At 53.2% G+C, this 17,176-nt stretch carries 15 protein-coding genes; 6 read left to right on the forward strand and 9 right to left on the reverse strand.

Going from position 1 to position 17,176, the window contains the following annotated elements; all coding sequences use genetic code 11:
* Nucleotides 1-5: 5 nt before the first annotated feature.
* Nucleotides 6-989, reverse strand: a complete 984-nt coding sequence (locus ACOTZP_RS07495; protein ID WP_022647237.1) for an ABC transporter permease — start codon at nucleotides 987-989, stop codon at nucleotides 6-8.
* A 2-nt stretch (nucleotides 990-991) separates the two neighbouring features.
* Nucleotides 992-2,491, reverse strand: a complete 1,500-nt coding sequence (locus ACOTZP_RS07500) for a sugar ABC transporter ATP-binding protein (RefSeq protein WP_404348941.1) — start codon at nucleotides 2,489-2,491, stop codon at nucleotides 992-994.
* Nucleotides 2,492-2,898: 407 nt separating this feature from the next.
* Here ACOTZP_RS07500 and fucI point away from each other — a divergent pair, with 407 nt between their 5' ends.
* The 3 genes from fucI to fucU are packed head-to-tail and all read left to right on the forward strand — an operon-like array spanning nucleotide 2,899 to nucleotide 6,551.
* On the forward strand, nucleotides 2,899-4,677 hold the full coding sequence (gene fucI, locus ACOTZP_RS07505) for an L-fucose isomerase (RefSeq protein ID WP_271074450.1): 1,779 nt from the start codon (nucleotides 2,899-2,901) through the stop codon (nucleotides 4,675-4,677).
* A 49-nt stretch (nucleotides 4,678-4,726) separates the two neighbouring features.
* The gene (gene fucK, locus ACOTZP_RS07510) at nucleotides 4,727-6,130 is read left to right on the forward strand and encodes an L-fuculokinase (RefSeq protein WP_271074451.1); all 1,404 of its coding nucleotides are present in this window, start codon (nucleotides 4,727-4,729) and stop codon (nucleotides 6,128-6,130) included.
* Nucleotides 6,123-6,551 (forward strand): L-fucose mutarotase, encoded by a 429-nt coding sequence (gene fucU / locus ACOTZP_RS07515; protein WP_271074452.1) that lies wholly within the window; start codon nucleotides 6,123-6,125, stop codon nucleotides 6,549-6,551. Before fucK ends, fucU begins: the two co-directional genes overlap by 8 nt.
* A 40-nt stretch (nucleotides 6,552-6,591) precedes the next feature.
* Here fucU and cyoE read toward each other — a convergent pair whose 3' ends face one another.
* From cyoE to ACOTZP_RS07550, 7 genes are all read right to left on the reverse strand, one after another.
* Nucleotides 6,592-7,479, reverse strand: a complete 888-nt coding sequence (gene cyoE, locus ACOTZP_RS07520) for a heme o synthase (protein WP_022647242.1) — start codon at nucleotides 7,477-7,479, stop codon at nucleotides 6,592-6,594.
* Nucleotides 7,480-7,490: 11 nt separating this feature from the next.
* Complete coding sequence (locus ACOTZP_RS07525) at nucleotides 7,491-7,817, reverse strand: cytochrome o ubiquinol oxidase subunit IV (protein WP_006809888.1); 327 nt, start codon at nucleotides 7,815-7,817, stop codon at nucleotides 7,491-7,493.
* Nucleotides 7,817-8,431, reverse strand: a complete 615-nt coding sequence (locus ACOTZP_RS07530; protein ID WP_022647243.1) for a cytochrome o ubiquinol oxidase subunit III — start codon at nucleotides 8,429-8,431, stop codon at nucleotides 7,817-7,819. The genes ACOTZP_RS07525 and ACOTZP_RS07530 overlap by 1 nt, the downstream gene beginning before the upstream one ends.
* On the reverse strand, nucleotides 8,421-10,412 hold the full coding sequence (gene cyoB / locus ACOTZP_RS07535; protein ID WP_006809887.1) for a cytochrome o ubiquinol oxidase subunit I: 1,992 nt from the start codon (nucleotides 10,410-10,412) through the stop codon (nucleotides 8,421-8,423). The genes ACOTZP_RS07530 and cyoB overlap by 11 nt, the downstream gene beginning before the upstream one ends.
* Before the next feature lie 16 nt (nucleotides 10,413-10,428).
* Complete coding sequence (gene cyoA / locus ACOTZP_RS07540; RefSeq protein WP_006809886.1) at nucleotides 10,429-11,376, reverse strand: cytochrome o ubiquinol oxidase subunit II; 948 nt, start codon at nucleotides 11,374-11,376, stop codon at nucleotides 10,429-10,431.
* 478 nt (nucleotides 11,377-11,854) lie between these two features.
* Complete coding sequence (gene ampG / locus ACOTZP_RS07545) at nucleotides 11,855-13,330, reverse strand: muropeptide MFS transporter AmpG (protein ID WP_022647245.1); 1,476 nt, start codon at nucleotides 13,328-13,330, stop codon at nucleotides 11,855-11,857.
* A 45-nt stretch (nucleotides 13,331-13,375) separates the two neighbouring features.
* Nucleotides 13,376-13,954, reverse strand: coding sequence for a lipoprotein (locus ACOTZP_RS07550; RefSeq protein ID WP_022647246.1), 579 nt, complete (start codon nucleotides 13,952-13,954; stop codon nucleotides 13,376-13,378).
* A gap of 303 nt (nucleotides 13,955-14,257) precedes the next feature.
* On the opposite strand from ACOTZP_RS07550, the gene bolA reads away from it, so the two are divergent.
* The 3 genes from bolA to clpP all read left to right on the forward strand — a co-directional run bounded on the left by bolA (nucleotide 14,258) and on the right by clpP (nucleotide 17,089).
* Nucleotides 14,258-14,575 (forward strand): transcriptional regulator BolA, encoded by a 318-nt coding sequence (gene bolA / locus ACOTZP_RS07555; protein ID WP_003859051.1) that lies wholly within the window; start codon nucleotides 14,258-14,260, stop codon nucleotides 14,573-14,575.
* A 331-nt stretch (nucleotides 14,576-14,906) separates the two neighbouring features.
* Complete coding sequence (gene tig / locus ACOTZP_RS07560; RefSeq protein WP_006809881.1) at nucleotides 14,907-16,205, forward strand: trigger factor; 1,299 nt, start codon at nucleotides 14,907-14,909, stop codon at nucleotides 16,203-16,205.
* A 260-nt stretch (nucleotides 16,206-16,465) separates the two neighbouring features.
* On the forward strand, nucleotides 16,466-17,089 hold the full coding sequence (clpP, locus tag ACOTZP_RS07565; protein ID WP_006809880.1) for an ATP-dependent Clp endopeptidase proteolytic subunit ClpP: 624 nt from the start codon (nucleotides 16,466-16,468) through the stop codon (nucleotides 17,087-17,089).
* The last annotated feature ends 87 nt before the right edge of the window (nucleotides 17,090-17,176 follow it).

Below are 17,176 nucleotides of genomic sequence, written 5' to 3' on the forward strand. Positions count from 1 at the left end.
AGAACCTAACGCATTCTTTTACGTAACGTGTCCAGGTAGACGGCGGCAACGACGACCACGCCCATCGCCACCATCTGCCAGAACTGGGACACGCCCATGAGATTGAGGCCGTTTTTCAGCACGCTCATAATGAACGCGCCTATGATGGTGCCGCCAATCGTGCCCACGCCGCCCATCAGACTGGTACCGCCGATCACTACCGCCGCGATGGCTTCCAGCTCATAACCCACGCCCACGGTTGGCTGGCCTGAGTTGAGACGAGAGGCGAGGATCACCCCGGCCACGCCGGTTAACAGGCCGCAGAAGGCGTAAACGAAAATTTTCACTCGCTGGACTTTGATCCCGGAAAGGTGTGCCGCCGTTTCATTGCTGCCGACAGCGTAGATATAGCGGCCCATCACCGTTTTCTTCAGGATCCACATGGCGATCAGTGCCACGATGACCAGGTAGAACACCGGATAAGGCAGAACGTCGAACAGGCGACCCTGTGCTAGCAGCTTGAACTGCGGGTAGTCAGAAAAATAAATCGCGCGGCCATCGGTCATCACCATATTGATGCCGCGTACCGACATCATTAAGCCGAGGGTGGCAATAAACGGTGGTATGGTCATTTTGGTGACCAGAAACGCGTTCACATAGCCGCAAAGTCCGCCTGCGAGCACGCCTGCCAGAATACAGACCGGCAACGGCATACCAAACCCGGCGGCGATGCCCACCGCAACCCCTGAGAACGCCACCACCGATCCGAGTGACAGGTCGATCCCGGCGGTAATAATCACAAAGGTCACGCCAATGGCCATGATGCCAATCACCGCCGTTTGCAGGGCGATAGTCATGATATTTTCAGTATTAAAGAAGAACGGAGAGCTGAAGCTGAAAAACAGAACCAGCAATACCAGGCTAAAAAGAGGCGCCAGACGCATCAGGAGCGCTTTATTTATTTTCATCGTATGACTTCCGCTTTGCGGCGATGGAACGGTAACGGACATGATTAATCCTCCAGCGTGGCGTATTGCATGATTTTTTCCTGGGTGGCGTGCTCAGCCGCTATTTCGCCGGCAATGCGGCCGCTGCGCATCACGAGTATGCGGTCGCACATTCCTAATACTTCCGGCAGTTCGGATGAAATCATGATGATCGATTTACCTTTAGCGACAAGGCGATTCATTAATTCGTAGATTTCCAGCTTGGCGCCAACGTCAATTCCCCGGGTTGGCTCATCAAAAATTAAAATATCGGTGTCTTTGCAGACCCAGCGGGCAATAATAATCTTCTGTTGATTACCGCCGCTTAAATTCAGTGCCGCCTGTTCCAGATGTGGCGTTTTTATTCGCAGCGTATCCACCAGTTTCTGGCTGGACTCCCGGCAGCGTTTTTCATCAACATTACCCGCGGCGCCAGCGTAGTCCGGGTAATTGCCGAGCATAATGTTCATCTCAACAGAAAGGCCGAGGGCGAGTCCCTCTTTTTTGCGGTCTTCTGTTAAATAGCTGATGCCTTTCTCAATGGCATCAGCCACGTCTTTAATACGTGTGGGGGTGCCGTTCAGCGTCAGGGTGCCAGCGTCGATCGCATCGGCGCCAAACAGGGCCCGGCCCAGTTCAGTTCGGCCTGCGCCCATTAAGCCAGCGAGACCGAGGATCTCACCGCGCCAGAGGGTAAAGTTGATGTCATGCAGTACACCATTACGCGTCAGGCCGTTCACCTCCAGCACTTTTTCTCTGCGCTGATGCGGCGGGCGTTTTGGGTAGATGTTATCGAGATTGCGGCCAACCATCATGGCGATAAGCTCGCCGATCTGAACCGTTTCATAATCTACGGTGGCGATGTATTGTCCGTCGCGCATGACGGTCGCGCGATCGGCGATCAGCGCCAGCTCTTCCAGACGGTGCGAGATGTAGACAATCCCCGTGCCCTGAGCCTTGAGCATCCGCGTGACGTCAAACAAACTCTCGATTTCACTTTCGGTCAGCGCGGCGGTGGGTTCATCCATGATTAGCACTTTGGCATTGACCGAAATCGCTTTGGCAATTTCCACCATCTGCTGCTGGGCTACGGTTAATTCACTGACGCGGGCGTCCGGGGCGATTTTTAAATTCAGCGTGTGCAGTATTTTCTCAACCGCCTGTCGCTGGGCGCGTTTATCTAACTGCCAGCGACTATTTTTGCAGAATTCACGGCCAATAAAGATATTCTCTTCCACGGTTAAATCGGGGAAGAGATTAAATTCCTGATGGATAATCGTAATACCTGCATGCTGAGCACTTAGCGGATCGCTGAATGATACGGATTGCCCTTCAAAGCGAATTTCACCGGCATCAGGTTGGTAAACACCGGATAAAATTTTCATCAGCGTCGATTTGCCGGCACCGTTTTCACCTAAGAGGGCATGAACTTCGCCGCAGCGTAAATCGAATTCAACCTGATTCAGCGCCAGCACGCCGGGAAAGCGTTTGGTAATGCACGTCATCTGAATAAGAGTCTCTGACATTGCAAAATTCCTGTGTTGGAAAGGCAATGAATCACAAGCCACAGTGATTTAGTTAATAAGCTAACTCGACTTAGCTTTCGTCCTTAAAAGCTATTTTAGGGTTATAATTTAGCCAAATCATTTGTATTCAAATTGTGACGTCGTGCAAAGGTATTTTGTTATTTAATTGAATTTAAACGATATGTTTAATTTTTGCTGAATCGTAATACCTGACGCTGATCGAATTTTGACCTCTCATCGTGAAACTGCTCACAGATCCTGCACATTTATCTTGTCTCATTTTTAGTGTGAACCCTAAGCTAATTCGAGTTAGCAAATTTCACCACTTTCCGTTCACGGCGCTGCCTGGGCGCTTTTTCACGGCTATGCCCCTGAGACGGATAGGTTAACCAACGTGAGGAAGGGCTATGAAAACGATAAAAACGTTACCCCGTATTGGCATTCGACCTGTTATTGATGGCCGCCGAATGGGCGTACGCGAGTCTCTGGAAGAGCAGACCATGAACATGGCGAAAGCCACGGCGGCGCTACTCAGTGAAAAATTACGCCACCCCTGCGGTACGCCCGTTGAGTGCGTAATTGCCGATAGCTGCATTGCCGGAATGGCGGAGGCCGCTGCTTGCGAAGAGAAGTTCAGCACGTGCCACGTTGGTCTGACGATCACCGTCACCCCCTGCTGGTGTTACGGGAGTGAAACCATTGATATGGATCCGCTGCGTCCGAAAGCGATCTGGGGCTTTAACGGCACCGAGCGTCCGGGGGCAGTGTATCTCGCGGCGGCACTGGCGGCGCATAACCAGAAAGGGATCCCGGCGTTTTCCATATATGGCCACGATGTACAGGATGCGGGCGACGAGACCATCCCGGCAGACGTTGAGGAAAAATTGTTGCGCTTCGCCCGCGCGGGCCTGGCGGTCGCCAGCATGAAGGGGAAAAGTTATTTGTCGGTGGGCGGCGTCTCGATGGGGATTGCGGGCTCGATTGTCGATCACAACTTCTTTGAATCCTGGCTGGGGATGAAGGTGCAGGCGGTGGATATGACCGAACTGCGTCGCCGCATCGATCATAAGATTTACGACGAGCAAGAACTTGAGCTGGCCCTGGACTGGGCGCAAGCACATTTCCGTTTCGGCGAGGATAAAAACGCGGAGCAGTATCGTCGCAATGAACAGGAGAATGCCGCGATCCTGCGGGAGAGTCTGCTGATGGCGATGTGCATCCGCGACATGATGCAGGGTAACCCAAAACTCGCTGCGATGGGCCGCGTGGAGGAATCTCTGGGCTATAACGCCATCGCGTCCGGGTTCCAGGGACAGCGCCACTGGACGGATCAGTATCCAAATGGCGATACCGCAGAGGCGCTGCTGAACAGCTCCTTTGACTGGAACGGTATTCGCCAGCCGTTGGTGGTGGCGACGGAAAATGACAGCCTGAACGGGGTAGCAATGCTGTTTGGACATCTGATGACCGGTACAGCGCAAATCTTTGCCGACGTGCGCACCTACTGGTCGCCAGAGTCGGTTGAGCGTGTTACCGGCCAGAAACTCACTGGACGGGCTGAGCAGGGCATTATTCATCTGATCAACTCCGGCTCGGCGGCACTGGACGGTACAGCGGAGCAGAAAGATGCCGAGGGGAAACCGACCCTGAAACCACACTGGGACATTACTGAGCAGGAAGCCAACGCGTGCCTGGCCGCAACCCACTGGTGTCCGGCGGTGCATGAATACTTTCGCGGGGGCGGTTTCTCATCAAACTTCCTCACCCGAGGTGGCGTGCCATTTACCATGACCCGCGTAAACCTCATCAAGGGGGTGGGCCCGGTATTACAGATAGCGGAAGGCTGGAGTGTTGAGCTGCCGGAACAAGTACATGACATTCTGAATAAGCGCACCGATTCAACCTGGCCCACCACCTGGTTTGCCCCACGTCTGACCGGTAAAGGCCCGTTCAGCGACGTCTATTCAGTGATGGCGAACTGGGGGGCTAACCACGGGGTGCTAACCGTCGGGCACGTCGGTGCTGATTTCATCACCCTGGCGTCCATGCTGCGCATTCCCGTGTGCATGCATAACGTACCGGAGGCGCTGATTTATCGGCCGACGGCCTGGGGCGCTCACGGTATGGATCCGGAAGGGCAGGATTACCGCGCCTGTGAAAATTACGGACCGTTATACAAACAATAAGCCGGTTTGCCAGCCTGCTCCGGCGGACTGGCAGCCTGTGGGGACCGCAATGAAAAAATGTTTTCTGGTTCTCGATTGTGGCGCGACGAACGTGCGCGCCATTGCGCTGGATCCTGAAGGGAATATTGTGGCGCGAGCCTCGGTGGCGAACGAAAGCGAAAGTGCCGCTGAAAATCCGGCCTGGCACCAGTGGTCGCTCGACGCCATCATGCAACGTTTTGCCGTCTGTTGTCAGAAAATCAGCGCAGTGCTGAGCAAGCATCAACTGTGCGGAATGATTGTGACGACCTTTGGCGTGGATGGCGCGCTGGTAGATGAGCGCGGAGAACTGCTTTACCCGATCATCAGCTGGAAATGTCCACGAACCGTGCCGGTGATGGAAGCGGTTGCCCGTTTATGCTCCCCGGCTGAACTACAGCAGATCACCGGCGTTGGGCAGTTTAGTTTCAACACGTTGTATAAGCTAGGCTGGCTTCAGGACAACCATCCCGATCTGTTACAGCGTGCTCACGCCTGGCTTTTTATCTCCTCGCTAATCAACCATCGCCTGACCGGAAAAATGACGACCGATCTCACGATGGCCGGTACCAGTCAGATGTTCGATCTGCATCAGCGGTGCTTCAGCGAAACGATCTTAAGCAAGATCGGCGTGCCTCATTCCCTTTTCCCGCCGCTGGTTTCCCCCGGAGAGATGATGGGTGAACTGCAGCCCGACGCTGCATCCAGACTCGGATTGCCTTGCGGTGTGCCGGTGATCTCTGCCGGGCACGATACGCAGTTTGCCCTTTTTGGCGCCGGTGCGGGAATTAATGAGCCGGTTCTCTCTTCGGGAACCTGGGAGATTTTAATGGTGCGCACCTCGCAGGTTGATACCGCTTTACTGGGGCAATACCCGGGCGCGACCTGCGAACTGGATAGCCGGACGGGGCTCTATAATCCGGGAATGCAATATCTGGCGTCTGGCGTACTGGAGTGGATCCGCGCGCTGTTCTGGTCGCCTGATGTCAACTGGGACACTATTCTGGCTCAGGCGGCGGCAATTCCGTACGGGGCGGATGGCGTCACGATGAATACCCAGTTGCTCGATTCTCCGCTCGCTGGCTGGCAGGGCGTTACGCTCACCACCACGCCAGCCCATTTTTACCGCGCAGCCCTGGAAGGACTCACGGTGCATCTGCAAGAAAAACTCCAGGCGCTGGAGGCGATCGCGCAATTTAAGGCGCGTGAACTCCTGCTGGTGGGGGGAGGTAGCCGCAATATGCTGTGGAATCAGCTCAAGTCCAATGCGCTTGGGATCCCGGTGAAGGTTCTTGAAGATGCAGATACGACCGTGCTGGGGGCGTCTTTGTACGGATGGTGGGGCGTCGGAGAAACGGCCAGCGCTGAGGCTGCTCGCGATCGGGTCCACTATCGTTACCGTTATTTCTATCCTGAGGAGCAAAGCCGTGCTTAAAACGATATCCCCACTGATTTCACCCGAGCTGCTGAAAACGCTGGTAGAGATGGGCCATGGTGACGAGATTATTTTTGCAGACGCTCACTTTCCCGCGCACAGCCTGGGGCCAAAGACGATCCGCGCGGATGGCCTGCTCATCAGCGATTTGCTGGCCGCGGTGATACCGCTGTTTGAACTCGACAGCTATGCGCCACCGCTGGTGATGATGGCCCCTGTCGACGGGGATACGCTCGATATACAGGTAGAAGCACGCTATCGCAACGCACTCTTTGGTGAGGCGGAAGGGGAGGGGATTATGCGTATTGACCGTTATGCGTTTTATGCGCGGGCACAGAAAGCGTACGCCATTGTGGTGACAGGCGAGACAGCGAAATACGGCAATATACTGTTAAAGAAAGGGGTTACGCCGTACCAATAAAAAACGCCGGGTTAAACCCGGCGTTTTCACTTCAGTCTTCTTACCAGACGTACGTCAGCAGGCTTTGTGAATCTGGCACCATGAAGTCTACGGACATCATCACGGACAGGGAGGTGATGGCGACAATCGAGAACACAAACAGCTTGCGTGCCCAGACCTTGTCATCTTCCACTTTGTAACCGCGCAGAGCCATGCCGAGCCACCAGACGCTCACCGCAGCGGCCACCACCAGATATTTATATCCGGCGTAACCGCCCAGAGAGAGCATCAGCGTTGCCACGGCAAAAGCGATGATGTACAGCGTGATGTGGTTTTTGGCAACTGAGATGCCTTTCACGACCGGCAGAACCGGAATGTTCGCTGCCTGATAATCCTTAAAGCGGAAAATCGCGATGGCGTAGGAGTGCGGCATCTGCCAAAGGCTAAAGATAGCCAGCAGGATCAGCGCACCGCTGTCGAACTCGTTCGTGACGGCGCAGTAGCCAATCACCGGCGGCGCAGCGCCGGAGAGAGAACCAATCAGCGTGCCGTAGACGGAGTGGCGTTTCATATACAGGCTGTAGACGCCTACATACACCACGAACCCCATCACCCCCAGCCAGCAGGCCAGCGGGTTAGCACCAAACCACAGCAGCATAAAGCCAGCAATACCCAGCAAGGTGGCGTACACCAGCGAGACGGAAGGAGCAATCAGGCCTTTAACCAGCACCCGATTTTTGGTCCTTTCCATCTTCTTGTCGATATCCATGTCGATGTAGTTGTTAAATACACAACCGGACGCAACCACCAGTGACACACCGACCAGCGTGTAAATAAAGAGGGTGTAATCAATGCTGCCTTTAGAGGCCAGCAGGAACCCTCCGATTACGGAGATCAGGTTGCCAAAGATGATGCCTGGTTTCGTGACTTGCAGGTATTGCTTAAACATACTCGCCGCTCTTAGTGAACCATCATGTTGTAGTTAAGGTTCCACATAATCCAGATGGAACCGACTACCAGGATAGCGATGATAATCACGGTAAAGATAAAGGCCGTCATGTTCCAGCCTTCATCGGACTTGGTGTTCATGTGCAGGAAGCAAACCAGATGCACCAGAATCTGAATCACCGCGGTCACCAGGATTGCGCCCAGGATAACCGGCTTAGATGCAGAACCGTTCATCACCATCCAGAACGGGATCACCGTCAGGATGATCGACAGGATGAAACCTGTCATGTAGGTTTTTACGCTGCCGTGGGAAGCGCCATGATCGTTAGAATGACTCATTACATCGCCCCCATCAGATAGACAACAGAGAACACACAGATCCATACCACGTCCAGGAAGTGCCAGAACAGGCTCAGGCACATGATACGGGTACGGTTAGTACTGGTCAGGCCGCGACGGGAGATCTGGAACATCAGCACTGCCATCCAGATCAGACCCGAGGTCACGTGCAGACCGTGGGTGCCGACCAGCGCGAAGAACGCTGACAGGAAGCCACTGCGATCCGGACCAAAGCCTTCCGCAATCAGGTGATGGAATTCATAGATTTCCATCCCGATAAAGCCAGCACCAAACAACCAGGTCAACGCCAGCCAGGAAACAACCTGGCTTTTGTTGTTTTTGTACATGGCGATAGCCGCCATGCCGTAGGTGATGGAGCTGAATAACAGCAGTGCGGTTTCAACCAGAACGAACGGCAGTTCAAAGATGTCCTTACCGGTCGGGCCGCCCGCTGTGCCGTTCACCAGAACGGCATAGGTTGCGAACAGACAGCAGAACAGGATGCAGTCGCTCATCAGGTAGATCCAGAAACCGAAGACTTTCGTCGGTCCTGTATCATGGTGCGCATGTTCATGCGCGTGGGCAGTCGAGTGCGCCAGAGTATCAGTTGCCATTTTTCAGCCCCGCTTTAGAAATCTCGTCAAAATGCTGGTTTTCCAGCTTTTCAACTTCACGGACTGGTACGTAGTAGTCCACGTCCTCGTCAAAGCTCTTCACAATCCAGCTGATTACGATGCCAGCGAAGCCAACAATCGCCATCCACCAGATGTGCCAGATCATTGCGAAACCAAATACCGTTGCGAAGGCGGCAATCACGATGCCCGCACCGCTGTTTTTCGGCATATGGATCTCTTCGTAATGTTCAGGTTGCTTGTACGCTTCACCTTTTTCTTTCATTTCCCAGAATGCGTCACGCTCATGAATGTGCGGCACTACGGCAAAGTTATAGAACGGAGGTGGAGAAGAGGTAGACCACTCCAGCGTACGGCCACCCCACGGGTCACCGGTCAGGTCGCGGTTCAGGTTACGGTCACGGATAGACACGTAGTACTGAATCAGCTGGCACAGGATACCGCAGGCAATCAGCGCGGCGCCGCCCGCTGCAATCATCAGCATCGGATGGAACTGCGGATCGATCTGCTGGCTCAGACGACGAGTCATCCCCATGAAGCCCAGCACGTACAGCGGCATAAACGCCACGAAGAAGCCGATGATCCAGAACCAGAACGCGCGTTTGCCCCATTTTTCGTTCAGGGTGAAACCGAACGCTTTTGGCCACCAGTAGGTCACACCTGCGAAGCAGCCGAAGACGACGCCGCCGATGATAACGTTATGGAAGTGCGCAATCAGGAACAGACTGTTGTGCAGGACAAAGTCAGCGCCCGGAACCGCCAGCAGCACGCCGGTCATCCCACCTACGGAGAAGGTCACGATGAAGCCGATGGTCCACAGCATCGCTGAGTGGAACTGGATACGGCCCTGGTACATGGTGAACAGCCAGTTGAAGATCTTAACCCCGGTCGGGATCGCGATAATCATAGTGGTAATACCAAAGAAGGCGTTTACGTTGGCGCCCGCACCCATGGTGAAGAAGTGGTGCAGCCAGACGATGAACGACAGGACGGTAATACACACAGTTGCCCACACCAGAGAGGTGTAACCAAACAGACGTTTACGCGAGAAGGTTGCCGCGATTTCGGAGAACACACCGAACACCGGCAGAACCAGGATGTACACTTCCGGGTGACCCCAGGCCCAAATCAGGTTGATGTACATCATCATGTTGCCACCCATATCATTCGTGAAGAAATGGGTACCCAGATAGCGATCCAGGGTCAGCAGCGCGATGGTGACGGTCAGAATTGGGAACGACGCGATAATCAGGACGTTGGCGCACAGAGATGCCCAGGTAAATACTGGCATCTTGAACATCGTCATACCTGGTGCACGCATCTTCAGGATGGTCACGAAGAAGTTAATACCGGTCAGGGTGGTACCGACACCGGAGAGCTGAAGCGCCCAAATCCAGTAGTCAACGCCCACGCCCGGACTGTACTCAATTCCCGAAAGTGGCGGGTAGGCCAGCCAGCCGGTCTGAGCAAATTCGCCCACACCCAGTGACAGGTTAACCAGGATAACGCCGACAACGGTGAACCAGAAGCTCAGGTTGTTCAGGAACGGGAACGCAACGTCGCGCGCGCCGATTTGCAGCGGAACGACAACGTTCATCAGACCGATTACCAGCGGCATCGCCACGAAGAAGATCATGATAACGCCGTGAGCGGTAAAGATCTGATCGTAGTGGTGCGGTGGCAGGAATCCGGCTTCGCCCGCAGACGCAAGCGCCTGCTGGCTACGCATCATGATTGCATCCGCAAAGCCACGAATTAACATGACGATACCGACGATGCAGTACATGATGCCGAGTTTTTTGTGGTCAACCGAAGTCAGCCACTCGTTCCACAGGTAGCTCCACTTACCGAAGTAAGTGATCAGGCCAACTAAGGCCGCGCCACCAATGATAATTGCAGCAATCGTAACCATGATAATGGGTTCATGGTACGGCACCGCATCCAATGTCAATTTTCCGAACATTTTCTTCCTCGGCCCCTTAGTGAGCGGTTTCCGCGTGGCTCATGTCCATGCCTTCCATACCCTGGTGCGTGTTGTGCTCGCCTTCAGGCTGGGTCATGTCCATGCTCATGCCGTGATCCATAAATTTGCCAATAACATCTTTGAACAGATTCGGTTTCACGTTAGAGAAGTACTCCACCTTGTTGTATTCGCTAGGTGCAGCCACTTTTTCGAACGCCGCCATGTCAGACATGGTGTTTGGAGACTGCTTCGCTTTTGCAACCCACTGGTCGAAAGTCGCGCGGTCTGGCGTAGCAATAGCTTTGAACTTCATACCCGAGAAGCCCGGGCCACTATAGCTGGCGGAGATACCGTCGTAGGTGCCTGCTTCATTCGCAATCAGATGCAGGTTAGTCTGCATACCGGCCATCGCGTAAATCTGGCTGCCCAGACGTGGGATGAAGAAGGAGTTCATTACGGAGTTGGAGGTCACTTTGAACTGAACCGGAGTGTTCGCCGGGAAGGCGATTTCATTCACGGTAGCAATGCCCTGTTCTGGATAGATGAAGAACCATTTCCAGTCCATGGAGACCACTTCAATGGTAATGGGTTTTTCATCGTGAACCAGCGGTTTGCTCGGCTCAAGTGCGTGAGTGGTTTTCCAGGTCAGTACAGCAAGGAACAGGATGATCAGAATAGGTACCGTCCAGACCACAGCTTCCACTTTATTGGAGTGTGACCAGTTAGGGCTATACTTCGCATCTTTATTGCTCGCACGATACTTCCAGGCGAAACCAACAGCCATCAAGATGGCAGGAATAACCACAATCAACATCAGGCCAAAAGCCGTCAGTATCAATGAACGTTGTTCCAGTCCAATCTGTCCTTTGGGGTCTAGTAGTGCAGAATCGCAGCCACTGAGTAATACAGTGCCTGCGAATAATGACAACCATCCCAAACTTTTATTGTATTTCCTGAGTCTCATTTAACGACCTCAATTCCACGGGAGTCTGGTGGCGTTTAAAGTGTGGGGGCATTTTACGGGAAGGTTACATTACTGTAAACATCATTAGCCCTGTGTCAGGAAGGTGTTACCGGGTTCTGCCGCACATGTCACAAGTGTTGCAAATTATGTCGCGTTTCCAGACGGAAGCCGCACGGAGTGGGCGTTATAACGAAAGGGTGTCCCAGCATACCGCAAAAGGGACAATTGGTATAACCATTGCGGAAAAAACACAATTAGTTAACAATTAATTATCAATAAAAAGACAACTAAAAAACGAAAATTCAATGTTTCGAATGCTGAATCGTTTAATGAAAAATAGCGTAGCGAAATAAGCTCCAATAATTTCCGAATGCTATCCCGCACAAAACAACAAATATTTTTTTTGTCGATGGCGGTTATTTCACCGTTATAATTTCGGGCTGTTATTACAACGGGAAATAACCTTTCGCTTTTTACTTCATGTCATCTGCGTCTTTCGTAATGACATGAAATCCAGCATCCCACCCGTCAGGATCCCCGCCAGAGCGAGAAACACACCTGCATCAAGCAGAAGGGTTTCAAAAGGAAGTGACAAGTCGGTAGTCGCATTCATGATGAGCACCGTGAGCCACCCTACCAGGGCAAGACAACCTGCCATTAGCAGACGCAGGGCAAACCGATAGGCAGCGTGATATTCCGTGCGCGGCATGAAGTGTTCCGTCCGCTGGGTATATTCCAGCGTCTGGCGACAGACCAGCAGCAATAAAATCCCCGGCACGGCCGCCACCACCGAGAAGAGATAAAAGGTCGGCCAACCGTAGGCTTCAACAAACCAGCCCGCGACGGGGCCAACATATACGCGCCCGACGGCGGAAAGGGCAGAGAGCAGCGCAAACTGGGTAGCGGAAAATGACTTATTGCACAGCGTCATCAGCAGGGCGACAAATGCCGCAGTGCCCATACCGCCGCACAGGTTCTCAAAGAATACCGCCGTCCCCATACTGATCATATTCTTGTCGGTGATCGACAGCAGCCAGTAACCGGCATTCGATGCGCCCTGAAGGATGCCAAATATCAGCAGAGCGCGGAACAGCGTCAGGCGCTGCATCAATACGCCGCCGTACAGCGCGCCGACAATCGTGGCAAACAGCCCCAGGGTTTTGTTCACCACGCCGACCTCGCCCGCATCAAACCCGACGCCGCGGATCAGGAAGGTAGTGGTCAGACTCATGGCGAAAGCGTCGCCAAGCTTATAAAGGACAATAAGCAGCAGGATCAGCCAGGCATTATTGCGACCAAAGAAGTCGCGCAGCGGTGCGGCGACGGCCTGCTCCAGCGAGCGTGGAACCGGGATCACATCGCTCGGTTCAGGCGCGAACAGGGTGGCAATAATGCAGGGGATCAGCAGTGCGGCCATCAGCCAGTACATGCCCTGCCAGCCGAGATAGCGGTCAGCAAGCCACAGTGCGAGTCCGCCGGAAACCAGCATACCCAGGCGGTAGCCGAGCACGCTGATTGCCGCACCGGCGCCACGCTCTTCCGCTGGCAGGACGTCCGTTTTCCAGGCGTCAAAAACAATGTCCTGCGAGGCGGAGCAGAAGGCGATGACCACCGCAAGCGCGGCCATCCAGCGCAGCTGCGTTGAAGGTTCAAGGAAACCCATTGCGGCAATGGCGAGCAACAGCAGCACCTGCGTCATCACTAACCAGCCGCGACGGCGCCCGAGGAACGGTGGGGTATAGCGATCCATCACTGGCGACCACAGGAACTTAAAGACGTAAGCCTGGCCGACGAGCGAGAAGAAACCAATAGTTTTAAGATCGATGTTCTCAACCGTCATCCACGCCTGTAACGTGCCGGAGGTGAGCGCAAGGGGTAAACCGGAGGCGAAACCCAGGATCAGCAGAATAGCTGATTTCGGTTGCTGGAAAATGCGTAAGTAGTGACTGGACATGTTCTTATGAACTGACCCGGTGAAGCACCGGGTCAGTCAGCAGGATTAACGTGCGTTCTGCTTGATGAAGTCGTGAATGCTGGTGTCCTGTGCCATGTCGGCAATGGTGTCAGTCAGCACGCTGTTAACCGCGTTAGCGATATTTTTGTTGGAGGCCTGGAATGCGCCTTCAACGGAATAGCTTGCACGGTAGTTTTTGTTCATCTTGTTGCCGTTCTTCGCGGTAGCGATGATGGAGATATCGGCTTTGGTCGCAATGTTGTAGCGAACGTTACCCTGGGAGACGTCAGCGTACAGGTTGTTCACGATGATTTGCAGATCAACCGCGCCGCTTGGGCCAATCATGTAGCCACGGGAGGTCATCTGTTTTTCCAGTACTTCCTGCAACAGGAAGCGCAGGTCGCGGGAAGCGGTCAGCGTAACCTGCTGGTTGTCGCGAGTCACTTTCGCCAGCGCCTGGTCCTGACGCTGATCGGCACCATTAATGCTGACCGTCACGCCCATCAGGCTTGGATCCTGCTGAGGCAGGGTAATTTTTGGTGAAACGTCAATGGTCGTCGGCGGGGTTGCGCAACCGGCGAGCATAAAGAGTGCTACCAACGGAAAGAAGATTTTTTTTAACATTTTCGGGTTCTCAACGAATCGTAAGCAAAGAGAGAAAAATTGCCGCCATCATAACATCGCCAACGGCCAGGGGAAGTGGTCAACGCATGTAAATTCATCGCCTTGTCCGAAAACTGACCATCTTTCCGCTTTTCTCTGCCTGTAAGTGACAAAACGTATGAACCTCATAGTGAACTTCATCCGTTTGGATGAGAAAATCAGACGAAAGCTAAATATTTGTTGTCACGGTGTAATGGAACCGGTAAAAGCGGCTAATATTTAAAGGGATGGGTGACATCTTAGCGTTGTCGGAGGAGTGATTTCATGATGATACGTGAACAGATAGAAGAAAAATTAAGGGCAGCGTTCAACCCTGTGTTTCTCGAAGTTGTCGACGAAAGCTATCGTCATAACGTGCCGGCAGGTTCTGAAAGCCACTTCAAAGTGGTTCTGGTCAGCGATCGCTTCACGGGAGAACGTTTCCTGAACCGACACCGCTTGATCTACAGCACCTTGACGGAAGAACTCTCCACAACCGTACATGCGCTGGCGCTGCATACCTACACCATTAAGGAATGGGAAGGGCTGCAGGATACGGTATTCGCATCACCGCCTTGTCGGGGTGCAGGCACCATCGCCTGATAAATCGGATTTGCAACCGCCGGAGTTTTTCCAGTATGTTGCTTACAGATTTCGTCAAAACGGCCTTCGGGCCGTTTTGTTTTGTCTGAGTTTTGAGCGGATGGCGCGTTTTTAAGGCTAAAAATAGCCTTAAAGTGTGAAAAAAGCCGCAGCAACCTGCTCCAACCGTTCTCGACTCACCTAAGTGATGCCGCTATAATGCCGCGTCTTATTGAATGTCTTCGGGATGATTCTGGCGACAGGGAATGTGAATCTGCACATAAGAGAGCATCCCGGTATAACAGACAGATTCAGAGTTGACCGAGCACTGTGATTTTTTTGAGGTAACAAGATGCAAGTTTCAGTTGAAACCACTCAAGGCCTTGGCCGCCGTGTAACGATTACTATCGCTGCTGACAGCATCGAAACTGCTGTGAAAAGCGAGCTGGTCAACGTAGCAAAAAAAGTACGTATTGACGGCTTCCGCAAGGGCAAAGTACCAATGAATGTTGTTGCTCAGCGTTATGGCGCTTCCGTGCGTCAGGATGTGCTGGGTGAACTGATGAGCCGCAACTTTATCGACGCGATCATCAAAGAAAAAATCAATCCAGCCGGCGCGCCAAACTACGTTCCAGGTGAATACAAGCAGGGCGAAGACTTCACCTATTCCGTAGAGTTCGAAGTGTACCCGGAAGTTGAGCTGAAAGGTCTGGAATCAATCGAAGTTGAAAAACCGATCGTTTCCGTGACTGACGAAGACGTTGACGGCATGCTGGATACCCTGCGTAAGCAGCAGGCGAACTGGAAAGAGAAAGAAGGCGCTGTTGACGCGGAAGACCGCGTAACCATCGACTTCACCGGTTCAGTAGACGGCGAAGAGTTCGAAGGCGGTAAAGCGTCTGATTTCGTACTGGCGATGGGCCAGGGTCGTATGATCCCAGGCTTCGAAGACGGTATCAAAGGCCACAAAGCAGGCGAAGAGTTCACCATCGACGTGACCTTCCCTGAAGAATACCACGCTGAAAACCTGAAAGGTAAAGCAGCGAAGTTCGTCATCAACCTGAAGAAAGTTGAAGAGCGCGAACTGCCAGAACTGACTGAAGAATTCATCAAGCGTTTCGGCGTGGAAGATGGTTCTGTTGCGGGTCTGCGTGCTGAAGTGCGTAAAAACATGGAGCGCGAGCTGAACGGCGCTGTACGTAACCGCGTGAAGTCTCAGGCGATTGAAGGTCTGGTGAAAGCGAACGACATCGACGTTCCTGCTGCCCTGATCGACAGCGAAATCGACGTTCTGCGCCGTCAGGCTGCACAGCGCTTCGGTGGCAACCAGCAGCAAGCGATGGAACTGCCACGCGAGCTGTTCGAAGAGCAAGCGAAACGTCGCGTTGTTGTTGGCCTGCTGCTGGGTGAAGTGATTCGTACCCACGAGCTGAAAGCTGACGAAGAGCGTGTGAAAGGCCTGATCGAAGAGATGGCTTCTGCATATGAAGATCCATCAGAAGTGATCGAGTTCTACGGTAAGAACAAAGAGCTGATGGACAACATGCGCAACGTTGCACTGGAAGAGCAGGCTGTTGAAGCGGTACTGGCGAAAGCGAAAGTAACCGAAAAAGAGACCTCTTTCACCGAACTGATGAACCAGCAGGCGTAATTTCGCCCCAACGGTTTAAAGTTTGAACAAAAAACCCGTTGCCCTCCGGCGACGGGTTTTTTTTATCACAGCTTTAGTCCTGGAAGGGTGCTAAAACGCCCTTTCAGTGTTAGCGTTACAACAAAACGTTGTTATGCTTGAAATAGGGCATGGCGACCCCCATTAGTATGTAATCACGATGATTGAGACTGGCTGATAATCCGTCCATAAGGTTACAATCAGTACAGCAGGTGTTTTCAATTTTGAACCAGGAGACGGAAATGTCATACAGTGGCGAACGAGATAACTTTGCACCCCATATGGCGCTGGTGCCAATGGTTATTGAACAGACCTCACGCGGTGAGCGATCTTTCGATATCTATTCCCGTCTGCTCAAGGAACGCGTTATCTTTCTGACCGGCCAGGTGGAAGACCATATGGCTAACCTGATCGTGGCGCAGATGCTGTTCCTGGAAGCGGAAAACCCGGAAAAAGACATTTACCTGTACATCAACTCGCCGGGCGGTGTGATTACGGCGGGCATGTCTATTTATGACACCATGCAATTCATCAAGCCGGATGTCAGCACCATCTGTATGGGACAGGCGGCGTCCATGGGGGCTTTCCTGTTAACCGCAGGGGCGAAAGGTAAGCGTTTCTGCCTGCCTAACTCCCGCGTGATGATTCACCAGCCGCTGGGTGGTTACCAGGGCCAGGCGACGGATATTGAAATCCACGCCCGAGAAATTCTGAAAGTAAAAGCGCGCATGAATGAACTTATGGCGCAGCATACGGGTCAACCACTCGAGCAGATCGAGCGCGATACCGAGCGCGATCGCTTCCTGTCTGCACCAGAGGCAGTTGAGTACGGCTTAGTCGACTCCATTTTGACCCATCGTAATTGATGCCTGCGACGCGAGTGTGCCGCTATACTAATTTAGGGCGGCACGTTGCCTGTAAGCAGCTTGCGTCTGAGTATGGCATTTGCGTCG

This window comes from Enterobacter cloacae complex sp. SYL001, assembly GCF_049237025.1.
GTDB classification, from domain to species: Bacteria; Pseudomonadota; Gammaproteobacteria; order Enterobacterales; family Enterobacteriaceae; genus Enterobacter; species Enterobacter intestinihominis.